This window comes from Dysgonomonas sp. 25 (assembly GCF_010501075.1).
Taxonomy (GTDB): Bacteria; Bacteroidota; Bacteroidia; order Bacteroidales; family Dysgonomonadaceae; genus Dysgonomonas.
Window position 1 is genome coordinate 47,309 of record NZ_QVMN01000012.1, and the last position, 22,250, is coordinate 69,558.

Genomic DNA, 22,250 nt, shown 5'->3' on the forward strand with positions numbered 1-22,250 from the left:
AATATTCTCATATTAGCTACTATTTGCTTTGCTGTAACTATCTTCGTTAATTACAGTCTACTATATAAATTTTTATTCGAAGATCAGAATCTCTTGAAATTCTGTATAGCAATTGTATTAGAAGCTATAGTTTCGCTTTGTTCAGCATATTTGGTTTGTAAACTAATTGCTACTATAAAAAGTAAATGGCATAAAGGATAGTTCATATATCCATAACAAAAAAGAGCCAAAGATAGATTTGAAGTCTTTGGCTCTTTGCATTATATATCGGGGTAGGATTACATCATACCGCCCATTCCGCCGCCCCCCATCGGAGGCATTGGAGCAGGGTTTTCTTCTTTCTTATCGGCGATAGTACATTCTGTTGTAAGGAACATACCGGCGATAGATGCCGCATTTTCGAGGGCAACACGTGTCACCTTAGCCGGGTCGATAACGCCCGATGCGTTCAAATTTTCGTATTTATCCAAACGGGCATTGTATCCGTAGTCGCCTTTGCCTTCGCGTACTTTCTGTACCACTACTGCACCTTCTTTGCCGCAGTTGTTCACAATCTGACGGAGAGGCTCTTCGATAGCACGTTTGATGATTTCGATACCGGTTGTTTCGTCTTCGGTTTCACCTTTCAATCCTTCGAGCGCTTCGATAGCACGGATGTAGGCTACACCACCACCCGGTACTGTACCTTCTTCGATAGCAGCGCGGGTTGCCGAAAGAGCATCGTCGACACGGTCTTTCTTTTCTTTCATTTCCACTTCCGACGGAGCACCTACATAAAGCACTGCAACACCACCGGCCAATTTAGCCAGACGTTCCTGCAATTTCTCGCGGTCGTAGTCAGAAGTTGTTTTTTCGATTTGTGCACGGATTTGTCCTACGCGGCCTGCAATAGCAGCCTTGTCGCCGGCACCGTTGACGATAGTCGTTGTATCTTTGTCGATAGTGATTTTATCGGCAGTACCCAACATATCGAGCGTAGCAGCTTCCAATTGGATGCCTTTTTCTTCCGAAATCACTGTTCCGCCTGTAAGGATAGCGATGTCTTCCAACATTTCTTTGCGACGGTCGCCAAATCCCGGAGCTTTCACAGCTGCAATCTTCAATCCTGCACGCAGACGGTTTACGACCAATGTAGTCAATGCTTCAGAGTCGATATCTTCGGCGATAATCAACAATGCACGTCCCGATTTCAACGCAGATTCGAGGATAGGAAGGATATCTTTCAGGGCAGATATTTTTTTGTCGTAGATAAGGATATAAGGATTCTCCATGTCTACTTCCATTTTCTCTGTATCGGTTACAAAGTAAGGAGAGATATATCCGCGGTCGAATTGCATACCTTCCACAACGTCTACGTATGTTTCAGTTCCTTTAGCTTCTTCTACCGTGATAACACCTTCTTTTTTCACTTTGCCCATCGCTTCGGCAATCAACTTACCGATGTTTTCGTCGCCATTGGCAGAGATTTTAGCAACATGCTCGATTTTTTGTAAGTCGTCGCCTACTGCAGCCGATTGCGCTTTGATGCTTTCCACTACTTTGGCAACAGCTTTGTCGATACCACGTTTCAAATCCATCGGATTGGCTCCGGCTGTAACGTTTTTCAATCCTACACTGATGATAGATTGAGCCAGAACAGTAGCAGTTGTTGTACCGTCTCCGGCGTTGTCGTTGGTTTTGGAAGCAACTTCTTTCACCAACTGAGCACCCATATTCTGGAATGCATCTTCCAGTTCGATTTCTTTTGCCACCGAAACACCATCTTTGGTGATAGCAGGAGCACCGAATTTCTTTTCGATGATTACATTGCGGCCTTTAGGACCAAGCGTTACCTTAACGGCATTCGCCAATGCGTCGACACCCTTTTTCAACTCGTCGCGCGCATCTATATTAAATTTGATTTCTTTTGCCATGATTTTTTTAGTTACGAGTTACAAGTTACGAGTTACAAGTTTCATCTTGTGGAAATTGCAAATCGTTGACCGTAACTCTATGGTTAAATTTTATTGTTTATTCTTATTTCTGGTAACTTGTAACTTTCCTTAAATTACTGCCAAAATATCGGACTGACGCATAATGAGATATGCCTCCCCTTCCCATTCGACTTCGGTGCCGGCATACTTGCCATATAATACCTGATCCTTCGGTTTAACGACCATCTCTTCGTCTTTTGTTCCGTTACCTACAGCAACCACTTCACCTTTAAGCGGTTTTTCTTTAGCTGTGTCGGGAATGATGATACCCGCAGCAGTTTTTGCTTCGACAGCGGCAGGCTTCACCAATACTCTGTCTGCTAATGGTTTAATGTTCATTGTTCGTTGTTTTTAGTTTATTTATTATATTAGATTTTGTTATTGTCAATTTTGGTTCTTGCGAAATGTATGCCAAAGGTAATTGAATATGCCAGACTGACAAAAATTCAGTTTTATTATTCGGCAAACCAACTGTTAAAATGTCAAAATGGCGGATTCGGGAGAAAAAGCAGAAATAAACTTTCGTGTCACTTTTTTGTCACCTTGTTTTTGGATGTTTATTCGCTTATTATCAGATTTATAATACTCAAAAAACTTGACAAAACAGGATGCGCTTTATAAAAATGACAGTTGTCAAGTTACGTCAAAAACCTACTTCACTGATAATCAACCGAAATTTAGTTAAAACTTGACACTCTTGACAGATTTGACGCGATACAGCGTTTTTTTCTTGTCATTTTTTATTACTTAACCACAGAGGACACGAAGTTTTTACACAGAGGCCACAAAGTAAAAGAACGGTTCTGTCATGCTGAGCCTTTGGCGAAGCATCCCGACCCAACTATGAACAGCGCAAAGCGCAACGAGACCCCTCGCATCCGCTCGGGATGACAAAAAACGTAGGGAAACAGTCCCACCCCCTCCAACCTCCCCCACAAGGGGAGGCTTATAAGTATAGATAAAGATAGGCTGATATCTTTCCGGCAATAAACCAAAAAGTCCCTCTCCAAATGGAGAGGGATATAGGGAGAGGTGATTCCCCCTCTTGTGGAGGGGGTGGGGGGAGGTGAATTAGTCGTCTTTCTTGCAGCGGACACTAAGGAGGTATCCGGACTGATAGCCTCCAACGCACCCCTTATCCACAGTATTGGCAAAATACCGAACTACCATCCGGCTAGACGACCAAATTATAGCAGCACCACCGTAGTAGCCAAAAGCACCGGACTCGCCATTGCCCGCAAGAAACAGTTCGAACCCTCCCTGCGCCGCCGATTTGCTGGTACCATTGGAGGCGAGGCCATTGATGGTGGAGCCCGTGGCTTTCATAGCCCTACCATGGGAAGTACCACGCCAGACAGGGTAAATGTAACCGGAATAAGGCAATAGCGCTCCTCCTATATCGGGCGTTGAACTGAATTTACTGGTATTAATAATTATACCGTTCTCCAGATCCGTCCATTGCCGGTCACTGGGCAAGTGCCAGCCAGCAGGACAGATGCCCTGTATCCGATTAGCTTCATCCAAACCTACGTTCGCTAGACCACCCCCCGGAGGATCAGGTGTCTGACCGGGTCCTGTACCCATATTGATGGCGGCAGGCCAGTTGTATAGTACGCCCAGCGTTGCACGATTAGCCGCTTGATTGTTTGGATAGTAATAGCGAGGACTTGTCGTGCTACCAACAGCCTCGCCTCCATACGGATTTTGGGCAATAGCCGTTCCGTCGGGCATTTTGATAGCCCGCAGGTTTTCAGCCATCCATACCCCGTCTTCAAAAGTTAAGCTGCCAGCTACCGTTTCGGTGCTGGTAACGATTGCACTGCCATCCTGCGCGCAACTGATATCACGCGTAACATTAAAGGTATTATCATGTTCGGTATAACCCACATAGAAGCGGGTATAATGATAGGTTTGCGGGGCGTCGTTCGGGCGGTTATCGGTAAACTGCCCGATATATCCCAGCGGATAGCTTGCCGGATTCTTGCCCAAAGTAGCCCACATAGGGTGGGCGGTATTGCTCGGGTCGAGGTGTGTGAAACCTTTGAGCTGGGTAGATTGCAATATACGGGTTTCTCCCATTTCGGGATAGGCGCCTAATACCTGCCACTCCGTGCCGTCCCATACATGCAACCCCGGGCAGAAGCGTGTAGCGAGGGAAACCTCATCTTTGCCAATGTTGTATACAACCAGTCCCGCATGGTCGGCAGCATTGAGCGTGCCGCTTGGCAGCCCCATTGTTTCGGCGAGGTCTGTCTTGGTTTTGATGTCTTTCAGTTCTACGCGGGGTAGTCCCAGCCCTTTGGTCGACATCCCCTGATTGTCCATTTTCAGGTCGAGCAGTGCCCCGGCATTGGGTTTCTCGCCGCTGCCGATTGTTACCTGCCCATGCAAGTCGATTGTTGTTGTTAAGAAGGCTAATATCAAGATAGCCTGTGTCAAGATTGTTCTTTTCATGTTATAAAAGAATTAACCACCTCCCCCTGTCCCCCCTCCACAAGAGGGGGTAACAGAAAAAGATGAAGTGAATAAATAGTTGATTTATAGCTTTTAGCCGTTAGCCGATAGCTATTAGCTTTGTCATTGACTACACTTCGTTCCGCCGAACGATGTTTCGCCCCTACATGGGTTCTGTTGTTGATAGAAGAGGATGATATACTTCCCCCTTCGGGGGATTGAGGGGGCCTGCTGTTAACTGAAATATTGCCCCTCGCTCCCCCTCTTGTGGAGGGGGCTGGGGGGAGGTAGGTACGGCTGTCGCAGCCGGAAATACCCCTGACATTAACACAAGCATTCGGGCACCCCCTCCCTACCTCCCCCACAAGGGGAGGAGATAGGAAAAGAGTATATATTTTTACTCCCCCTCTGTTGGAGGGGGACGGGGGGAGGTGACTCTTTTTTCTAAAAAAACCTCTAAAACCTTGGATTAATCCGAAATATTGACTATATTTCGTGTGTGTGTGTGTGTGTGTGTGTGTAAGAATAGTGATATATCATATTAGAATATAATATATTAGCTGATAATATAGTTGTAAAATTCCTATCTTTTTGCACAGTATTTGTATTGTGTGACACTACAAAGGAAAGCATTATTAGCGAATAATCAAACTAAAATGTTCGTTTTTAGCCGAGTAAATTGAGACATTCCTCTATAGTCACCTTCTGCTGTTCACCCGAATCCATATTTTTAAGGGTGATCTTTCCTTCGCTCATTTCATCTTCGCCGACGATAGCGACATACGGAATCTTGTTGGAATCGGCATAAGACATTTGCTTCTTCATCTTAGCGTTTTCGGGATATATCTCGGTAGCAATTCCTGCTTGGCGCAAACGGGCTATCTGGGGCAAAATATAGGCTGTTTCCTTCTCGCCGAAGTTGACAAAAAGGATTTGCGTGCCTGCCATAGAATCTTTCGGATACAGATCGAGCTGGTTCAAGACGTCGAAGATACGATCCGCACCAAACGAGATGCCCACGCCCGACACGTTCGGCAAGCCGAATATACCTGTCAAGTTATCATAGCGCCCGCCGCCGGTGATGCTCCCTATCTGAACGTCCAGCGCCTTCACCTCGATGATAGCCCCCGTATAGTAACTCAATCCGCGGGCAAGGGTAAGGTCTATTTCGAGCTCCGACTTCAAAGGCGTCAACGCCAATGTGTTAACAATAAATTCGAGCTCTTCGACACCTTTCAGGCCTGTTTCGGAGTCTTTCAAAACCGATTTCAAGGTATCGAGTTTTTCTCTGTTCGTCCCCTGCAAAAGGATAATCGGCTGCAATTTGGCAATCGCATCCTGCGGAATACCTTTCGATGCCAATTCTTCATTGACTTTTTCTAATCCTATCTTGTCGAGCTTGTCGATGGCAACGGTTATATCCACTATCTTGTCGGGCTGCCCGATAATCTCGGCCATACCTGTCAATATTTTGCGGTTGTTGAGTTTGATAGAGACACGGATTCCGAAGCGCGTAAAAACGGTATCGGCAATCTGCAGCAATTCTACTTCGTTTATCAGCGAATCGGAACCTACAATATCAGCATCGCACTGGAAGAACTCGCGATAGCGTCCTTTTTGCGGACGGTCGGCACGCCAGACAGGTTGTATCTGAAACCGTTTGAACGGAAACGATATTTCGTTGCGGTGCATGACCACATAACGCGCGAACGGCACCGTCAGGTCATAGCGAAGACCTTTTTCGCAGGCTTTGGATGCAAATTTCAGGGAATTTTTCTCCAATAGTTCTTCTGCAGAAAAATCAGCTAAAACATCTCCCGAATTAAGAATTTTGAACAGCAATTTGTCACCTTCTTCGCCATATTTTCCCATCAGAGTGGACAAGTTTTCCATCGACGGGGTTTCTATCTGGCGGAAGCCATATAGTTTATATACTTCGCGTATGGTGTCGAAAATATAATTGCGCTTCGCCATTTCTTCGGGCGAAAAATCACGTGTTCCTTTCGGGATAGACGGTTTTTGCATAATCGTTCTTTTGTTGAGAATTACTGATGTGCAAAGATAGTCGTTTATCGCGTACCGAAAAAAGAACAGGCCGGATTTTAGTATCCAGCCTGCCGGTTTTATGTCTATTCAAGAAGCGTAATCTTATTGTTTTGTCATTTTATATCCGCCTGCCCCATCGCTTTCTATCAGGTAATTGACATACGGAAAAAAATGTTTTTTGTGGTCGTCAAAAATCTTATTCTCTGCCGCCGATGCAGAATCGACATAGATCAATATATCTTCATCGCTGACCAGATGCGCCCCACAGCCCAAGACAATGACGTTGTCGTCGGCATTGTCGATAGCGGTACGCGCCAGTTGCAGTTTTTCGAAATCGAAGTAATTGGTAATCGACTTTGCTGCCGATATATCCGGACTTTCCGGCGAAACAAAGAGTTCGCGGGTATTGATAAATAAAATCGGATCGAGCTTTTCAAATTCTTTTGTCAGCTCGTCACAATCGGCTCCCATCGCGCATTCCACAGCAATAACGGTTTTGCAGAGAGTCTTCTTTCGCAGGTAAGCGATGATATTGTCCCACCCTTCTACCGGAGCGATAGCTTTATTGGTTGTTGTCTTCATATTGTATGTTTTTAGCTTTCTTACAATACAACAAGCCCGGGCAGGAAAATGTTAGAAATATTATCTTAAAATAAGGTAAATATAGAAATGTCAGGTAGCTGCCGCCAATGTATAAATACTAATCCGGCAACTGGGGCATTGCAGTATCACCCGGGCGCACGACTCGAGCGTAGAGCCGGTTGTCAGCACGTCGTCGATTAAGAGAATATGCTTCCCTTCGAACTTGCTTTTGTCGGTGAGGACGAAAATATTCTCTACATTCTTCCAGCGGGCTTCGCGCGAACTGCTTTTTGCCTGCGAAGGGTTATTCTTTGCTCTCTTAACTATCTCGTAATCTACGGGAATACCTGTTTTCAAGGAAATGCCTTTTGCCAGCGCTTCGGACTGGTTATAACCACGCTTCCGTTGCCGCTTGGGATGAAGGGGAACAGGCACAATATAATCTATATCTCTCACGAAATCAGACTCTTTCAGGTCGTTTCCGCAAAGCTCACCCATAAAATGTCCCAGCGAGGGGTTATTCTTGTATTTCAGGTCGTGAATGATAGCCTGCATCATACCACCTTTCACAAAATGTGCGTACGCGGCTACCCGCACAAAAGGGACACGCCCGGCAAAGAATGCTTCGAGTTTGTTTTCGCGCTGCCCGTGATAGTCCGTTTTGGGCAATTCGGACAGGCAATCGAGGCAGAGGTGCGCTTCGTGCTCGTGCAGCCGTCTCTCGCAAGCGACGCAAAGCGCAGGGAAAAAGAAGTCGAGCAGGTTAGTAAAAATCTTCATCGTCGTGGCTGCCAAGTAGTTTGTTTACCGCTTTTATCGCGGCATCCATCGAAAAGCCACGCCCCAAAGCGAAGCGAATCAGTTTGTTGCGTTTGTCATAGTTGTCTTTGGCTTTTACCGATTTCAGCTTTGTGCGCAGGATGCTTTCCAGTTGTTCGTTGAAAGTATCATCTTCTACCTCATCCAGCAATGGGCGATAGACGGATTCGAGAATTTGCCGTTTCCTTAGTTCGAAGACGATTTTCTGTTTTCCCCATTTGTTGAAGCGCAACTTATCATTGATAAAGCTACGCGCAAAACGGGCATTGTTGACATACTTCTCGTCGCGCAACCGCTTCATAATGCGGGCGATTTCCTCATCTGTCAACTCCCATGCTTTGAGCTTTTTAAGCACATCATATTCGCACCGCTCGGCTCTGGAGCAATACGAGGCAATACGGTTCAATGCGCGAGGCTCGGAAGCCCCTCCTTTCCTCCCCGAAGGGGAGGTATTCTTTTGCCTATTTTTGTCCTTATCCATGAGCAATGCTTATTATAGCCCCTCCTTCGGAGGGGTTGGGGAGGCTACTACCATCCTATCACGTTTGCTGATATCCTGAATCAAAGTTACATCCTTAAAACCTTTTTCTTCCAGCATCGTGATAGTCTCCTGCCCTTTTGCCTGATTGATTTCGAAATAGAGTTTTCCGTCCGGCACTAACAACCCGAGAGCCATATCGGCTATGCGCTCGTAAAACAATAAAGGTTTTTCGTCCGGCACAAACAAGGCTGAATGCGGCTCATAGGAGAGGACATTCTGCTCCATATCCTGCTTTTCCTTTTCGAGGATATAAGGCGGATTGCTGACAATAATATCATATTTTTTATCAGTAGGATATTCTTTAAGGACATCTACCATCTTAAAATCAACCTCTACATTGTTCCGTTTCGAGTTCAATACCGCGACGTCCAATGCCAAGTGTGAAACATCCCATGCCGACACGTTTGCACCCTTCATATACTTTGCCAGAGCGATGACAATGCAACCGCTCCCTGTGCCGATGTCCAGGATATTCAGTCCCTGTTGCGGATTCTCACCGATTATCAGCTCGACCAGTTCTTCTGTCTCAGGGCGGGGAATCAATACATTTTTATTCACATAGAAAGGCAGTCCGAAAAACTCCGCTTCTTCCAGAATATACTGGATAGGCTCGTATTTTTTCAGGCGGTCGAGTACTGAATCCAAGTGCTTTTGCTGTTCTTCGTTCAGGGTTAAATCCCTCTCCGCCATGATGGAAGCATAAGGCTTTCCGGTTATATGGCTTAGCAGTAAACGGGCAAAAGCCAGTATCTCCCCTTCGGGATAATACTGGCTCAGCACTTGTTTTATGGATTTAATTATCTCTTGCATAAAGGTTATTCCTCCGCTTCGTCGTATTTCTGGAACAGGAAATCGTTGTACGGATAGCGGGCAATATGTATCTCCTTCACTTTGTTATAAACCTTTTCTTTCAGCTCGTCGATATTCAACTTTTCTTTAGCCGAAATAAAGATACAATCGTCTGCCATCTTGTGCATCCATGTCTGTTTCAGTTCTTCGAGCGAGATATTTTCGCGCTTTATCGGCGTCAGGTCATCCTCATCTTTAGGAACATAAGTAAAGGCATCTACTTTGTTGAATACCAATATCGTCGGTTTTTCTTCCTTGTCGATGTCGCGCAAGGTATTGTTCACGACTTCTATCTGTTCCTCAAAATTCGGATGCGAAATATCTACCACATGCACCAACAAATCGGCTTCGCGCACTTCGTCCAGTGTCGACTTAAACGACTCGACCAAGTGTGTCGGCAGCTTGCGGATAAACCCTACCGTATCGGACAGGAGGAATGGCAAATTGTCAATAATCACCTTGCGAACGGTAGTATCGAGCGTTGCGAAAAGCTTATTCTCAGCAAAAACGTCCGATTTACTTAGCAAATTCATCAAAGTGGATTTTCCCACATTGGTATAGCCTACTAAGGCCACACGCACCATCTTGCCCCGGTTTTTGCGTTGAGAGGCCATTTGCCTGTCAATCGTTTTCAACTGGTCTTTGAGGAAGGCGATCTTGTCGAGAATGATACGGCGGTCGCTTTCGAGCTGGGTTTCCCCCACCCCACGCATCATCACGCCACCACCACGCTGGCGGTCGAGGTGCGTCCACATACGTGTCAATCGTGGCAACAGGTATTGATATTGTGCCAGTTCGACCTGTGTTTTGGCATAAGCCGTCTGGGCACGCATGGCAAATATGTCGAGAATCAGGCTAGTACGGTCTAATATACGCACCTGCAATTCTTTCTCGATATTGCGCAATTGCTTCGGCGACAGTTCGTCATCGAAAATGGCGATACCTATTTCGTTCTCCTCGAGATATTTCTTTATCTCATTCAGCTTACCTGTTCCCACAAAGGTTACGGGGTTGGCATGCTCCAATTTCTGGGTGAATTTTTTGTCAGGTACAATTCCTGCCGTATCGGCAAGGAATGCCAGTTCGTCGAGATATTCTCTTACCTGATCTTCTGTCTGTTGCTGGGTAATAATGCCCACCAAGACAGCTTTTTCGTTTTTTGCTTCTGATATTATAAAGTCTTTCATATAATCTTTCAAAGGGTTAGGACTGCGGAATGCCTCCTTTCCTTTTCTTCAAAGGTACTAAAAGAGGGCTGATTGAGCAAATTAGCTTTTGCCCGTTTCCGGATAATTATAAAAGTGTACGAGTAAACAAGTGGATAAGTTCACAAGTAGTTTTTTTGAGTGAAATCTATTTAATTTCCATTACTGCTAATATTTGTATATACTATTGTACTCTCTTTATTATAGAACTGAAAACATCAAGGGACTAAAGAAACAGTGTCTCTTTAATCCCCTTTTATTATATCTGGTTGTATGGAAGCCTTTTAGCGGCTTTCAGATTTAATACTCGTCTTCGTTGAAGAAGAAATCCTCTTTACTTGGATAATCAGGCCAGATGTCTTCGATGGTATCGAAAACCTCTTCCTCGTCTTCTATCTCCTGCAAATTCTCGATTACTTCGAGCGGGGCACCCGAACGCTGAGCAAAGTCAATCAACTCTTCTTTAGTTGCAGGCCAAGGCGCATCTTCTAATTTTGAAGCCAGTTCTAATGTCCAGTACATAACGATTTGTTTTTAATAGTGTTTGTTACTACTTAATTTCCGCAAAAATATAATAATATTTTAAATAATCACTGTTTCCAGAATATTTCTTTACCCTTTTTGTTACATTCTTTTCGGGCTAACAGGAAAAAGTAGTCCGAGAGCCGGTTGACGAAGATCATAATATTATCCTCCACAGGGTACTCTTCCTTCACGCGATACATGCAACGCTCGGCACGGCGGCATACCGACCGGCAGATGTGTGCGCGGGCTGCCGGTTCGCATCCTCCGGGAAGGACAAACTGGCGTATCTGCGGCAATTGGCCGTCTATCTCGTCCATACGGTTTTCGATATCGGTTATCTGCTCGTCGGTGATGATGCTTGCTGCCTTAGGCGAGCGGGCTTCTGTTTCCGTCGCCAGGTAAGAGCCTACCACAAAGAGCTTATTCTGGATAAATTCGAGTGTCTCCAGTTCTTTATCGTCGTCTATCACGCAAATAAGCGAACCCACAAACGAATTGAGCTCGTCTATGGTACCATAAGCCTCGAGGCGGACGTGCGCTTTCGGAACACGCGTTCCACCCACCAGGGAGGTTTTCCCTTTGTCGCCCGTACGGGTATATATTTTACTTTTTTCCATATAATCAACGTCCTAAAAACATTAAAAACTATCGACAAAAACGGCCATACCATAGAGCAAGAACACACTCATAATTATGGCATAAATCACATATAAAACAATACCTACAAGCATCATTATTCCCATACTTTTGTAATGAGCTTTCAAATGCCCAAAGGCTTCGGTAAGGGTATCCGGGTTATCGTGCCTTATCGCTCTTTTTACAGTACTGGTGAATTTCAGTATCTTATAAAGAGCATAAAAGTAGATAACGGTCATAACAACAGAAATAATAGTCATTACTGTCGTCATCATAAAAACTTCACTCAAAGCATCGTTCTGAACTGCCTTGCCCATATTGGACACTATAAGGCTTATAATATAGGCTCCTATCGCCACGATAAACACAGCTGAAAAGGCGAGTATGCCCAGAAAACGTGCCCAATTGGCAGCACTATTCAGGAACTTTTTTGCTTCCGGTGTCACTATCAACTCCTGAGGAGCATAATATGGAGGAGGGGTTTCATTAAACATACTTCTCTCATTTATTTAGTTAAAAACTTATTTTATACTCCCACGGATATAGTCCGGCATCAAAAAATACGATTCCTATATTAAACAGGTCGAGCACCGTTGTGCGATCTGCTGCTTCTTTAATACAATTCCATAACGCCCGATGCCGCTTATTTGTTCTGATGCCTTCTACAATTATAAACGTTTTCGGATGAACGAGCTTACTTATCATTTCTAATTCACCCTCGTTCAGGTGTTTATAATTTTTGAGATTGATATAGATACAATCCTGTTTTTCTGTCACGAGATTTGCCGAAAAAGCCTCCGTATGCACGACTATTTTCCTGTCCCATCCGAGATATAGCTCTTTCGCTTTGGCATACTTCACCGGATTCAGCTCTATACTGTGGCAGACGATACTACTCGACGGAGCAGTGAGGTATAGCGTATTCAGTCCTTCGCCCGAACCGATTTCCAGTATCTTCTCCGCCTCAAAATAATTGACCAGTTTAAACAGCAATCGTCCCACCTTACGCGGCTTCATATGCCTGTCTCTTTTCAGGTTGACATAGTCGCGTATGTCCTGATAGGCATAATAAGGCGACTTCTCCTCGATAACCTTATTTATGAGATTGAAGACAAAAGGCGAGTGAATGCCGTGTCCCCGGTGATGGCGTATTTTGTATATAAGCCTTAATCCTGCTCGTGATATTTTATATATCCTGGGCATGTTTTCAGATAGTATTTTATGTGTTGTATGTTTGTATTCAGAACAATTTCACGTAATATGTCAACCGGACGGATATCACCTGGTTGGACGAGCGCGAAAATGCATCTGCTTTGCTGTTTTTGTAAACATCGCCTAAGCCGAAATAGTAGCGCCCTTCGAGAGAGAAATTGCCATATTTCGACTGGTATTCCATTCCCAGTCCGCCCATAATACCGTAATCGAACTTCCGGTCGGCATCCCTGAAATATTGCGCCGTAACCATATCGCTCGAAGCACCTCCGCTGGCGAGATAATCTACCAATGTCTGGTTGATTTCTTCCTTTTCGCTCAGCATATACGAGATTTTAGGCCCGAGATTGATAATGAAACGGAACTTATTACCCCAATAGATATGCGTCAGGAAAGGCATTTCGAAATAATTCAACGAGTGGCTATGCGCAAAGCCTTTATCAGCTAAGCTGCCTTTGAATTCCTGCTCCCAGCCTTGTTGCGCATAATTGAGCTCGACAATGAAGCCAAGATGTTTTTCGGTCATATAGCGTACTGCCAGACCGCCATGCATTTGCGAATACATCTTAGTCGTAACAGCCGAAGAAGGGCCCGAGTTGGACTCGACAAAGTCGACCGACGAAAAGGTAGGCCCGAAACCGACACCGATATTCCAATACGGCTTGAAATCCGACTGGCAATAGAGCGCAGCTGAAAAGAGAAAAAATAAAGAGATAAATAAAATTTTCTTTATCATTGGTTATTTGAATTCGGTTTTTTCGACAGAAACATCTGTCACATAATGAACGAAATAAAACCCTGAATTGATATATCCCGAATTTTCGCCCGCCCGCTCGAAGCGGATAGCCGACTGCAAGGTAGGAGCCGAGTAGGTAGACAGGTGGCTGTCGAAAGAATTGTTGTATTTCTGCAAGCCCGACAAGAAATAGACGCCCGTATCGTAGCCTAAGAAACAGAATTTAGGGAAGCTAAGCGGGATTTCCTTGTTATACCACTTTTTGTATTCGTACATCTCGCGTTGCACTGTCTTATTGCTCTCGTCCAGATAGAATCCGGTATATATATACGTATTGAATTTATACAACTGGCTTGTCAGGTTCAGATATGCCTGCCAGTCGGGATAACCGAAAAGCGTTATCTGCGCTTGTGGCTCGGACTCTTTGCCTGCCTGCTTTTTAGGCGGCTCTATCACGGTATTCAATATCCCGCTCAGGCGGCGCAAGGTAGGTTCCGACGAAGAGGTAGGAATCAGTATATTATTCTTGTCCAATACAGTCGCCGATTTTATCTCTTCCACCATATTATCCTGCGTATGCAAATCTTTGTACGGGATACCTTCCGAAGCCAAAACAGCTTTCAGTACGTCCGTGAAGTCGCGCTTGTCGAGGTTCGAGCCGGGTTCGGTCACAAAGATGATATTCTCGTTGCGGAACTTATCGGCAAAGGCTTTGGTTATCTCTGCAAACAAGGTTTTGTGCGAAACCGTCATCTGATAAGTATTAGGACTTCCGGCAAGTACATCTTTATCTCTGCTCGTACCGAACGGAATGACGTAGCGTGTACCCGTGCGGCGCGAGAAATCGCTCATGATATCAATCTGTACCTGCGAGATACCGCCAATCAACAGGTGCAACCCGCGCATCTCGGACGTTTCCAGTATGCTGATAAGGCGTTGCGTATCGTTCTCGCTTCCCGTATCGAAAGTATATATTTCGGCGTTCAGCCCTGTTGCTTTCAATTCGCGCACAGCCAACAAAAAACCTTCGTAATATTCTACCAATTTTTCTTTCCGTACATTTTTACCCCCCTCGGTGAATGGTAGCAATATGGCTACACGAATCGTTTCGCCGGCTTTTACAGGTGTCCCTTGAAACCTTGTATCGGGGAGTATAGCCGTCACCGGCGCATTGTTAGGAATGCGGAGAAGCATACCCGCTTTCAATCCGTTTTTCACATCGGGATTGGCGGCGATAATGTCTTCTATTGCAATATTGTATTGCTTACTCAACTTATACAATGTCTCTCCCGCTTCGACCGTATGTTCGGAAAAGTCTATTCTTATCCGATCCTGTTGCCTGATTTCAGGGATATAATTATCCGGCGCAATTTTCAGACGGGGGATTTTCAGTATCATACCTTCTTTCAGTCCTTCTTCCTTCAATTGAGGATTCAAGCTGTAAAGGGTTTCTACGGTTACTTCGTTGTTTTTAGTGATGCGGTACAGTGTTTCTCCCTTTTGTACGGTGTATTCGAAATAAGACGTATCGGAGGTAGCTTTCTGTTTCGGTATTTTCAATACCTGACCGCCTTTTATTCCGTCGCGTGCTTCGGGATTGAGGCGGTAGATTTCCTCTACCGTAGTTTTATATTTGCGGGCTAATGAGAAAACCGTTTCGCCCGAAACGACCGTATGGTTGATATAATCGTCGTGGGTGATTGCAGATTCATTTATTGCCGTAACCGGGGCTGTATTGCCTTTTGCCGCCAGATTGCAGGATGCAACCATAATCAACAGTAAAAGGCATATATTTTTTAACTTCATATCCGAATATTTATATTGAATCTACAAAAATAAGAAAAATACGCTACTTTGCCCGACTTATTTATATTTATCCCACAAACTATCGTGTACTATTTCGCGGCAACGATTCATCAGCGCAGGAATATCCTCGTCGGTCATCCCTTTGGTAGGAATAGGTTCGTGCACAATCATTTCCATCCGTTTGCCCAGATTGAGCAACAGCGATCCGCGCCTCATCACGTCGAATGGCCCATTGAGCGTAACGGGTACTACAGGCAGTTCCATATCTTTGGCTATCACGAAAGCACCGCGTTTGAATTTGCCCATCTTCCCGTTGAAAGTCCTTGCCCCTTCGGGGAATATGGTAAACGATGCGCCGTCGGTCAACTGGCTTTTTGCTTTTTGCAGGCTTTCGACCATCGACTTCAACGATGAGTGATCGACAAAAACATGTCCGGCTATTTCGCTCGCTTTCCCCACAAACGGAATTTTGCGCAGCTCTTGCTTTTGCATCCACTTGATAGGCTGGCCGATATAGCCGTATACGAGGAAGATATCGGAGTAACTCTGATGGTTCGGCACGAAGATGTACGATTGATTGGGGTCTAACGGCGTTTTGTGAATCACCTTAATGCGGCACAATGCCAAGCGGCAGCCCAGCTTAGACCAGTATTTGGGAGGGTTGAAGCGCCAGAAATTGCTCTTGCTGACCGTACAGCCAATCATCACAGTGAGCGCCGTAGCAATAGACGCAAATGCAAAAATGGGCAGGAAGATAAAAATATCGTACAAAACGTAAAGCACTTTTTTCATATCAGAGATGTTGCCGGTTTACAATTATACAAAAATACATTTTTTATCTGTCCTTACAGAAAAAAGCCCCCGAAATTATTTTTCCGGAGGCGGTATTTTGATAACTGTTAACTGATAGCTGATAACTGTGCGTCAGTCTTTCTTGCAGCGGACGGAGTGTAGCTGACCTTGATCCGCAGATGACCGCGAAACAGGAGCTGTATTATTCTCAAAGTATCGTGTCCAGAAAGCATCTCCATCATGGCGGCTACTCGACCAGAATCCGGCATATGTACCATAACGCGTTTCAGGTTCGAATCCGCTCCATCCACCACCATATCCGACAAGTAGTATATCAAATCCGCCAATAGCAGCGGGCTTACTCTTCCCATTGTCTGTCGTTAGGGAGCCCTGCAACGCGCATGGACTTCTCATAGCAGTGGAATGCCCATCTGCACTGCTTGCCCCGCGAGTAGCATACCCTCCTGTTTCCCACGAAGATTGCCACACCGGGCTAAAGCTACTTGTCGATAAAGAACTATATTTGCTCGCATTGGTGTATATTTCTCTTTCCAAATCGTTCCATTCCCTGTCGCTTGGGATATGCCAGCCATTAGGGCAGATCCCCTGGACAGCTGTTGCCGGCCCCTCATTTGCTTCACCTTGTCCTTGGTTCAGATATGTATAAATTGTTCCTGGTACAGCAGCTTCCGAAGAGTATAACAAACCTTGTTTCGCATCCCATGTTGCAGGTTCGTTGGCGTCTGTTCCGTTTGGATAGGCATATATCTGCATCCCAAACTCCATAGGTCCATTTCCGGATATATGTACTGTAAAAGCCGGGTCTTTGTAGCGTATATTTTCTAACAGCCAGTCGCCGGCGCTACCGAAGTTGCGGGCATAATAAATACTTCCATCCCGGCTGTCCTCAATGGTATACACATCTACCGCAGGATTATATAGAATCTGCCACTCTGTTCCGTTCCAGATATAAGGAGCTTTGAAAATCGGAGTACCAGCACATAAGTTTTCCTTGATATTATAAATGAGAAGCCCTATGTGATCAGTCATTACCCAGTTGCCGCTTCCTCCTATCGAAGATGCGAAAGCAGTATTGCTTCCCGGTTTCAGATCAGTTAATTCCACGCGTGGCAGTCCCAAGCCTTTTGTGGTTGTCGACCCTTCTGTCAGGTCGAGCAACGCCCCGGCAGCAGGTAGTTGGTTGCTACCCATTGTTACTTGTGCCTGAAGATGGTTAGTGGTAAATAATACGGTGACTATAAATAAAATAGTCAGTCTGAAGCTTTTTTGTTTTTTCATTGTGTGTAAATGTTTTAATGTTCTTCCTTGAAGGAGGTAAGAAGAGTGATAATAATTGTATACTTATGTTATTATTTTGATTTTTGTTAAGACTAAACTTGTGTATAATTAGTTAATATATCCGTGCTTGTAATGGTACGATAAAAAGTAAAGTGATTTTTCTGAATTGGCAAAAAATCAATTGGATTCCACCGTTTCCAGCAAATCGCAATCGAATATAGCGCCAGGCGAAACGGCTATTTCATCTAATGGGATATTATCGCCATAGCGCTCCTTTATCTTCTGTTTTACAACGGGATGGGATAAGTCAAATTCTTCTAATTTTTGAAGCTTCCCGATTTCTACGTCCGCCCCTTGCTTGTATATCTTCCAGATTAGTTCGGAGCAATAGATCTTATCGTCCGACCACTCGAAAGTCAGGTCGTAAGGCAGTCCTTGGAAGCCCATTCCTATATCCATCATCTTGGCAACAGTTTCCGCCGTCAATACCTCGTCTGCATTTTTCAACCGTTTCACTACATAGTGCTTGTCTCTTCCGCGCGCAATCCAATTGTTTAAAGGGGTTGCCTTTACAGGGCCAACGGCCTCGTAAACGAACCATTTATCTTTATGTTGGAAGATAATGCCGCAATGCGAATACTTCGATTTGGTTGCCAGCTGAATAGCCAGGCATTGCGACGATTGCGAATCCTGAAAAATCAAATCCCCATTGCGGAGCCTGGATGTTTCCGCCGAAGCTTTCTTGAAAGGATTGGAGGCGTTCGCTACATAAAAGCCGCCTGCTGCAAATGCAGCGATTATCAATAATAGTATGAGGTATTTCTTTTTTATCATGCTCAAAAATATGCTACTTAACTATTGAACATGTCGTTCACATTCACATTTTGCCGTTGCGATTCGGTAGCACGTTCCCATTCATATTTCTGCATGTTACACATCCCGGCGATAATATTGCTCGGGAAAGTAGTGACCGCATTGTTGTAATAGGTAATCGATGCGCTCAGATAGCGGCGTCCGGCGGCAATCTGCTCTTCGCACTCGTTGATGCTGTATTGCAGGTTATTGAATTGCTGGTTTGCTTTCAGCGCAGGATAGTTTTCTACCTGTATCATCAGCTGTTTGAGCAGCTTATCTGTTTCACCGCCATTTACATATTCTTCCGAACCTTTGGCAGGTTGTCGCAACTGTGTGATTTTTTCCAGCACATCACTCTCGTAATCGGTATATTTTTTCACCGTCGCCACGAGGTTGGGTATCATGTCGCTGCGCTTGATAAACAAGGCATCGAGCGACGATGAGGCATTGTCTATCTGGTTGCGACGGCGTTTCAGGTTGTTGTATTTAGAGATAAATACGCAAACCAGGATGAAGATGATAATAACGGAGACAATAAATGCGTAACTCATATTATTTGCTTTTATATTGTTATTTCCAGATTTTTATATTCAATTTCAGGTCGTCGATAATCGCCAATTGATCGCAGATATCCTGATAGAAGTCTACCAACATCTTGTTGTTGTCTTTCGATATCGACTTGAATGTCTTGACTTCGAAATTATTCTTCCCGCTATTGTTGGCCACAGTGATACGGTTATCGTAAAAAGAGATATAGAATTCGCCCTTGGTGCGGATAGCAAGGTTTTTGATTCTCTCCATCAAGGCAGGGGTAAGAATATAACGCGCTTCTATCTGATCGGCTCCGTAAACTTTAAACATTTTCATAAAGTCGGGATCTTCCAGTTCGATTTTTTCGCCCGGTGTTTCGAGGTAATTACCTATTTCATTGCCCATAAAGAAGCCCGAGACGCCGGTCTTCGGCACGATATAGACAGGCGAAGCAAACGATTTATTGAAGCGGGCTACAAAAAACTGCCCGTAAAGCACATAATCGGGATCTTCGTCTTCCTTGCGGAAGGCTCTTTCGTATGCCACGGTCAGGTCACAGAATTGGAAAGGTACGCCGCTATGTTTTCCGACTACAAGGTCGTTTCCTTCTATTTTATAGTTCTTCTCTCTGAACATTCCGCTTGCGAGGAATTCGGCTAAGCTAACATGCCCGTGCATGGCATACTGCGAATCGGGGCAGGCATAACGGATAATCTTGTCGAACAATTCGGTTTTGAAGGTATAACCCGATGTCCCTTGCACAGTCATCGTACCATCTTTCAGAGCCTTTATCTGTTTAGGGCGGATGAATATATAATAGACCAGATAGAAAACAACGAATATCCCTATTATCGGGAGATATGTAGTAAACGAGAAGCCATAATTGCCGTTTTCATCGACAGAATTCAAACCCGTATACATCACATACCCCATAAATGCAATTACTACCAGAACCGATGCCACGCCGAATTTCAGCATGATATTCTTACTGCTTTTGCGGTTGCCTTCTACTTTGTCGATAGTATCCGAAAGGCTTTCGTTCAGATAGCTTCTGAACTCTTCGGCTGTTCTCAGAGGTTGTATCGCAGCATTTTCGTCTTGAACACCCATAGTGGCGGCAGCAACATTGGCGCTTGTTACAGGAGCAGCTTCGGCGGCCATTGCCTGAACGTTGTTTTCGATTTGTTGTTCTGCCTCATCGCCCGAATAGAGTTCGTTCCATGTTTTGCTCATCTCGCTCATATTCACACCGCTCGCCAATGTTTTGATATCGGCAACAATGCCGGGATGAATAGGCAGCTTAAAGGGTTTGAACTCCCCTTCGAAGGTGACCATGATAAAGGTGACCGGGCATAGCTTGATATTCACTTTAAGCAAAGGAATGGTAATCTTATGCTCCACATAATCGCCGATGTCCATAGCCCTTTTGTGCTGTTCCAGCTTGGATACAAATTCTTCGATTTTGGCAGGACGCTTGTTGATGGTGACCAATGTGGCTACTACATAGCTCACTCCGCCAATGGCAAGTGCTGCTATCACCAATTTGTAATAAAGCCCGTATTCGCCGCTTGTAATATCTCCCGCTATCTGGGTGAAGGATACGCCGATAAAGAGTAATAGGCTTATTACAATTACTGCAATAATAGCAATAACGAAAAAGTTGATAATTGTCAGTTTCTTGTCGCGAGCATGCTCTTTCAGCAGAAGCTCCCTTAATCCTTGCGTTGTCATCTCGAGGTACTGTGTTTTTAAGTAAATGAATATAAATATGTTTGTTGGGAACAAAGAAAAACAAAATTTCTGTCTTATCCAATCGGATAGAGGATTAATTTCTATATCATTACTTAGTTATTTAATTTGGGCAATTCGAAAAATATGCTTTCCTTTGTAGTATAACACAAAATGAATATCGTGCAGAGAAATAGAAGATTTGAGGCTATATTATTAGCTAATATATTGTATTCTAATATGATATATTCTACTTCTTACGTGCACACACACACACACACACACGAAATATAGTCAATATTTCGGATTAATCAAAGGTTTTAGAGGTTTTTTTAGAAAAAAGAGTCACCTCCCCCCGTCCCCCTCCAACAGAGGGGGAGTAAAAATATATACTCTTTTCCTATCTCCTCCCCTCGTGGGGGAGGCAGGGAGGGGGTGCCCGAATGCTTGTGTTAATGTCAGGGGTATTTCCGGCTGCGACAGCCGTACCTACCTCCNATGCTTGTGTTAATGTCAGGGGTATTTCCGGCTGCGACAGCCGTACCTACCTCCCCCCAGCCCCCTCCACAAGAGGGGGAGCGAGGGGCTGTCTTTCAGTTAACAGCAGGCCCCCTCAATCCCCCGAAGGGGGAAGTATATCATCCTCTTCTATCAACAATAGAGCCCTTGTAGGGGCACACCTGCGTGTGCGCCCGCAAACCGATATATCGGGCAGACACATAGGTCTGCCCCTACACAAAACCCGAAAGAGATTCCTCGCCTTCGCTTGGGGTGACAAAACTAATAGTTTAATGTTGCCACGCCTTTTAAGGCGTGGGTATGATTGCATCTTTCAAAAGGTGACTTTAGTCAAAATGGATTTGGCTAAAGCCCTTTGTATGCTGCCCTTCTTGTTCCTCCACTTAAAAGTGGAGGCAATTAAAAGGAATATAGATGTATGTGTGCACCCGCAAATCGACATATCGGGCAGACACACAGGTCTGCCCCTACGCAGTAACGAGAAGAGATGCTTCGCTTTCGCTCAGCATGACAAGGCTAATAGCTATCAGTCAACAGATAACAACAAAATCCTTGTAGGGGCGAAACATCGTTCGGCGAAGCGCAGGCGAGCCAAACATCGTTCGCCCGCAATATCCGGCATATACGGGGCAATATTTATTGCCCCCTACAAAGCTATAACGAGATCCCTCGCCTTCGCTTGGGGTGACAATAACCGGCCCCCTTTATCCCCCAGAGGGGGAAATGGGTTTGTACCACCATTCAACAAAAAACGAAAATATATCCTTCCCTTAGCCTCCCCCACGGGGAGGTTTGGTGGGGCTCAAACAAACTATTTATTCACTTCATCTTTTTCTGTTACCCCTCTTGTGGAGGGGGGCAGGAGGAGGTGGTTAATTTTTTTATAACATGAAAAGAACTTTGACACAGGCTATTATGATATTAGCCTTATTCACGACAACCGCCTTGCATGGGCAGGTAACCATCGGCAGTGGCGAGAAACCCAATGTCGGCGCACTGTTAGACCTGAAAGAACATGCCCCCGATGCCAATAATGCAACGGCAAAGCACGGGCTTGGATTGCCCAAGGTGGAACTTTCGGATTTGAGCAAACTGAAGATAGGAACAGCCCCCGAAATAACGGGAGCAGATGCCCTGAACCA

Annotated in this window: 20 protein-coding genes and 1 pseudogene; 1 reads left to right on the forward strand and 20 read right to left on the reverse strand. The window is 44.9% G+C overall.

Annotated features, from left to right (window positions below; translation table 11 throughout):
- Positions 1-278: 278 nt before the first annotated feature.
- The 20 genes from groL to D0T66_RS14965 all read right to left on the reverse strand — a co-directional run bounded on the left by groL (position 279) and on the right by D0T66_RS14965 (position 20,592).
- Positions 279-1,913, reverse strand: coding sequence for a chaperonin GroEL (gene groL, locus D0T66_RS14870; RefSeq protein WP_163358089.1), 1,635 nt, complete (start codon positions 1,911-1,913; stop codon positions 279-281).
- A 129-nt stretch (positions 1,914-2,042) separates the two neighbouring features.
- Positions 2,043-2,312 carry a co-chaperone GroES gene (locus tag D0T66_RS14875; RefSeq protein WP_163358090.1) on the reverse strand — a complete coding sequence of 90 codons (270 nt, stop codon included), beginning with the start codon at positions 2,310-2,312 and terminating at the stop codon, positions 2,043-2,045.
- 732 nt (positions 2,313-3,044) lie between these two features.
- Positions 3,045-4,427: an FISUMP domain-containing protein gene (locus tag D0T66_RS14880; protein WP_163358091.1), complete on the reverse strand. Its 1,383-nt coding sequence runs from the start codon at positions 4,425-4,427 to the stop codon at positions 3,045-3,047.
- Positions 4,428-5,093: 666 nt separating this feature from the next.
- Complete coding sequence (hisS, locus tag D0T66_RS14885) at positions 5,094-6,455, reverse strand: histidine--tRNA ligase (RefSeq protein WP_185154851.1); 1,362 nt, start codon at positions 6,453-6,455, stop codon at positions 5,094-5,096.
- Between the two features lie 120 nt (positions 6,456-6,575).
- Positions 6,576-7,055 carry a hypothetical protein gene (locus D0T66_RS14890; RefSeq protein ID WP_163358093.1) on the reverse strand — a complete coding sequence of 160 codons (480 nt, stop codon included), beginning with the start codon at positions 7,053-7,055 and terminating at the stop codon, positions 6,576-6,578.
- A 90-nt stretch (positions 7,056-7,145) separates the two neighbouring features.
- Entirely contained in the window at positions 7,146-7,835 is a 690-nt protein-coding gene (locus D0T66_RS14895) for a ComF family protein (protein ID WP_163358094.1), read from the reverse strand.
- A complete protein-coding gene (locus D0T66_RS14900; protein ID WP_163358095.1) occupies positions 7,819-8,355 on the reverse strand; it encodes a regulatory protein RecX in 537 nt (178 codons plus the stop codon). Before D0T66_RS14900 ends, D0T66_RS14895 begins: the two co-directional genes overlap by 17 nt.
- 12 nt (positions 8,356-8,367) lie before the next feature.
- On the reverse strand, positions 8,368-9,225 hold the full coding sequence (gene prmC, locus D0T66_RS14905) for a peptide chain release factor N(5)-glutamine methyltransferase (RefSeq protein WP_163358096.1): 858 nt from the start codon (positions 9,223-9,225) through the stop codon (positions 8,368-8,370).
- A gap of 5 nt (positions 9,226-9,230) precedes the next feature.
- Positions 9,231-10,451, reverse strand: a complete 1,221-nt coding sequence (gene hflX / locus D0T66_RS14910; RefSeq protein WP_163358097.1) for a GTPase HflX — start codon at positions 10,449-10,451, stop codon at positions 9,231-9,233.
- A gap of 318 nt (positions 10,452-10,769) precedes the next feature.
- Positions 10,770-10,991, reverse strand: coding sequence for a DUF2795 domain-containing protein (locus D0T66_RS14915; protein WP_163358098.1), 222 nt, complete (start codon positions 10,989-10,991; stop codon positions 10,770-10,772).
- A 68-nt stretch (positions 10,992-11,059) separates the two neighbouring features.
- Positions 11,060-11,611 (reverse strand): cob(I)yrinic acid a,c-diamide adenosyltransferase, encoded by a 552-nt coding sequence (locus D0T66_RS14920; protein ID WP_163358099.1) that lies wholly within the window; start codon positions 11,609-11,611, stop codon positions 11,060-11,062.
- A gap of 21 nt (positions 11,612-11,632) precedes the next feature.
- Complete coding sequence (locus tag D0T66_RS14925) at positions 11,633-12,124, reverse strand: DUF5362 family protein (RefSeq protein WP_163358100.1); 492 nt, start codon at positions 12,122-12,124, stop codon at positions 11,633-11,635.
- Between the two features lie 19 nt (positions 12,125-12,143).
- Positions 12,144-12,833 (reverse strand): class I SAM-dependent methyltransferase, encoded by a 690-nt coding sequence (locus D0T66_RS14930; protein WP_163358101.1) that lies wholly within the window; start codon positions 12,831-12,833, stop codon positions 12,144-12,146.
- Between the two features lie 37 nt (positions 12,834-12,870).
- Positions 12,871-13,578 (reverse strand): porin family protein, encoded by a 708-nt coding sequence (locus D0T66_RS14935; RefSeq protein WP_163358102.1) that lies wholly within the window; start codon positions 13,576-13,578, stop codon positions 12,871-12,873.
- Positions 13,579-13,581: 3 nt separating this feature from the next.
- Positions 13,582-15,384, reverse strand: a complete 1,803-nt coding sequence (locus D0T66_RS14940) for a LysM peptidoglycan-binding domain-containing protein (protein WP_163358103.1) — start codon at positions 15,382-15,384, stop codon at positions 13,582-13,584.
- Positions 15,385-15,441: 57 nt separating this feature from the next.
- Positions 15,442-16,176: a 1-acyl-sn-glycerol-3-phosphate acyltransferase gene (locus tag D0T66_RS14945; protein ID WP_163358104.1), complete on the reverse strand. Its 735-nt coding sequence runs from the start codon at positions 16,174-16,176 to the stop codon at positions 15,442-15,444.
- Between the two features lie 132 nt (positions 16,177-16,308).
- Entirely contained in the window at positions 16,309-17,475 is a 1,167-nt protein-coding gene (locus tag D0T66_RS14950; protein WP_163358105.1) for an FISUMP domain-containing protein, read from the reverse strand.
- 177 nt (positions 17,476-17,652) lie between these two features.
- Entirely contained in the window at positions 17,653-18,309 is a 657-nt protein-coding gene (locus tag D0T66_RS14955) for a YiiX family permuted papain-like enzyme (RefSeq protein ID WP_163358106.1), read from the reverse strand.
- Between the two features lie 17 nt (positions 18,310-18,326).
- A complete protein-coding gene (locus tag D0T66_RS14960) occupies positions 18,327-18,881 on the reverse strand; it encodes a LemA family protein (protein WP_163358107.1) in 555 nt (184 codons plus the stop codon).
- A gap of 19 nt (positions 18,882-18,900) precedes the next feature.
- Entirely contained in the window at positions 18,901-20,592 is a 1,692-nt protein-coding gene (locus D0T66_RS14965; protein ID WP_163358108.1) for a DUF3137 domain-containing protein, read from the reverse strand.
- 1,404 nt (positions 20,593-21,996) lie between these two features.
- Between D0T66_RS14965 and D0T66_RS14970 the strand changes: the two are divergent.
- Positions 21,997-22,250, forward strand: a pseudogene (locus tag D0T66_RS14970) (hypothetical protein); the annotation flags it as partial.

Excerpts from the sequence above, each read along its gene's own strand:
- D0T66_RS14950 (WP_163358105.1), bottom strand. The coding sequence starts at position 17,475 with ATGAAAAAACAAAAAAGCTTCAGACTGACTATTTTATTTATAGTCACC.
- D0T66_RS14930 (WP_163358101.1), bottom strand. The coding sequence starts at position 12,833 with ATGCCCAGGATATATAAAATATCACGAGCAGGATTAAGGCTTATATAC.
- D0T66_RS14875 (WP_163358090.1), bottom strand. The coding sequence starts at position 2,312 with ATGAACATTAAACCATTAGCAGACAGAGTATTGGTGAAGCCTGCCGCT.
- D0T66_RS14880 (WP_163358091.1), bottom strand. The coding sequence starts at position 4,427 with ATGAAAAGAACAATCTTGACACAGGCTATCTTGATATTAGCCTTCTTA.
- prmC (WP_163358096.1), bottom strand. The coding sequence starts at position 9,225 with ATGCAAGAGATAATTAAATCCATAAAACAAGTGCTGAGCCAGTATTAT.
- D0T66_RS14890 (WP_163358093.1), bottom strand. The coding sequence starts at position 7,055 with ATGAAGACAACAACCAATAAAGCTATCGCTCCGGTAGAAGGGTGGGAC.
- D0T66_RS14925 (WP_163358100.1), bottom strand. The coding sequence starts at position 12,124 with ATGTTTAATGAAACCCCTCCTCCATATTATGCTCCTCAGGAGTTGATA.
- D0T66_RS14940 (WP_163358103.1), bottom strand. The coding sequence starts at position 15,384 with ATGAAGTTAAAAAATATATGCCTTTTACTGTTGATTATGGTTGCATCC.
- D0T66_RS14915 (WP_163358098.1), bottom strand. The coding sequence starts at position 10,991 with ATGTACTGGACATTAGAACTGGCTTCAAAATTAGAAGATGCGCCTTGG.
- D0T66_RS14945 (WP_163358104.1), bottom strand. The coding sequence starts at position 16,176 with ATGAAAAAAGTGCTTTACGTTTTGTACGATATTTTTATCTTCCTGCCC.
- groL (WP_163358089.1), bottom strand. The coding sequence starts at position 1,913 with ATGGCAAAAGAAATCAAATTTAATATAGATGCGCGCGACGAGTTGAAA.
- D0T66_RS14965 (WP_163358108.1), bottom strand. The coding sequence starts at position 20,592 with ATGACAACGCAAGGATTAAGGGAGCTTCTGCTGAAAGAGCATGCTCGC.
- D0T66_RS14920 (WP_163358099.1), bottom strand. The coding sequence starts at position 11,611 with ATGGAAAAAAGTAAAATATATACCCGTACGGGCGACAAAGGGAAAACC.
- D0T66_RS14900 (WP_163358095.1), bottom strand. The coding sequence starts at position 8,355 with ATGGATAAGGACAAAAATAGGCAAAAGAATACCTCCCCTTCGGGGAGG.
- D0T66_RS14935 (WP_163358102.1), bottom strand. The coding sequence starts at position 13,578 with ATGATAAAGAAAATTTTATTTATCTCTTTATTTTTTCTCTTTTCAGCT.
- D0T66_RS14895 (WP_163358094.1), bottom strand. The coding sequence starts at position 7,835 with ATGAAGATTTTTACTAACCTGCTCGACTTCTTTTTCCCTGCGCTTTGC.
- D0T66_RS14955 (WP_163358106.1), bottom strand. The coding sequence starts at position 18,309 with ATGATAAAAAAGAAATACCTCATACTATTATTGATAATCGCTGCATTT.
- hflX (WP_163358097.1), bottom strand. The coding sequence starts at position 10,451 with ATGAAAGACTTTATAATATCAGAAGCAAAAAACGAAAAAGCTGTCTTG.
- D0T66_RS14960 (WP_163358107.1), bottom strand. The coding sequence starts at position 18,881 with ATGAGTTACGCATTTATTGTCTCCGTTATTATCATCTTCATCCTGGTT.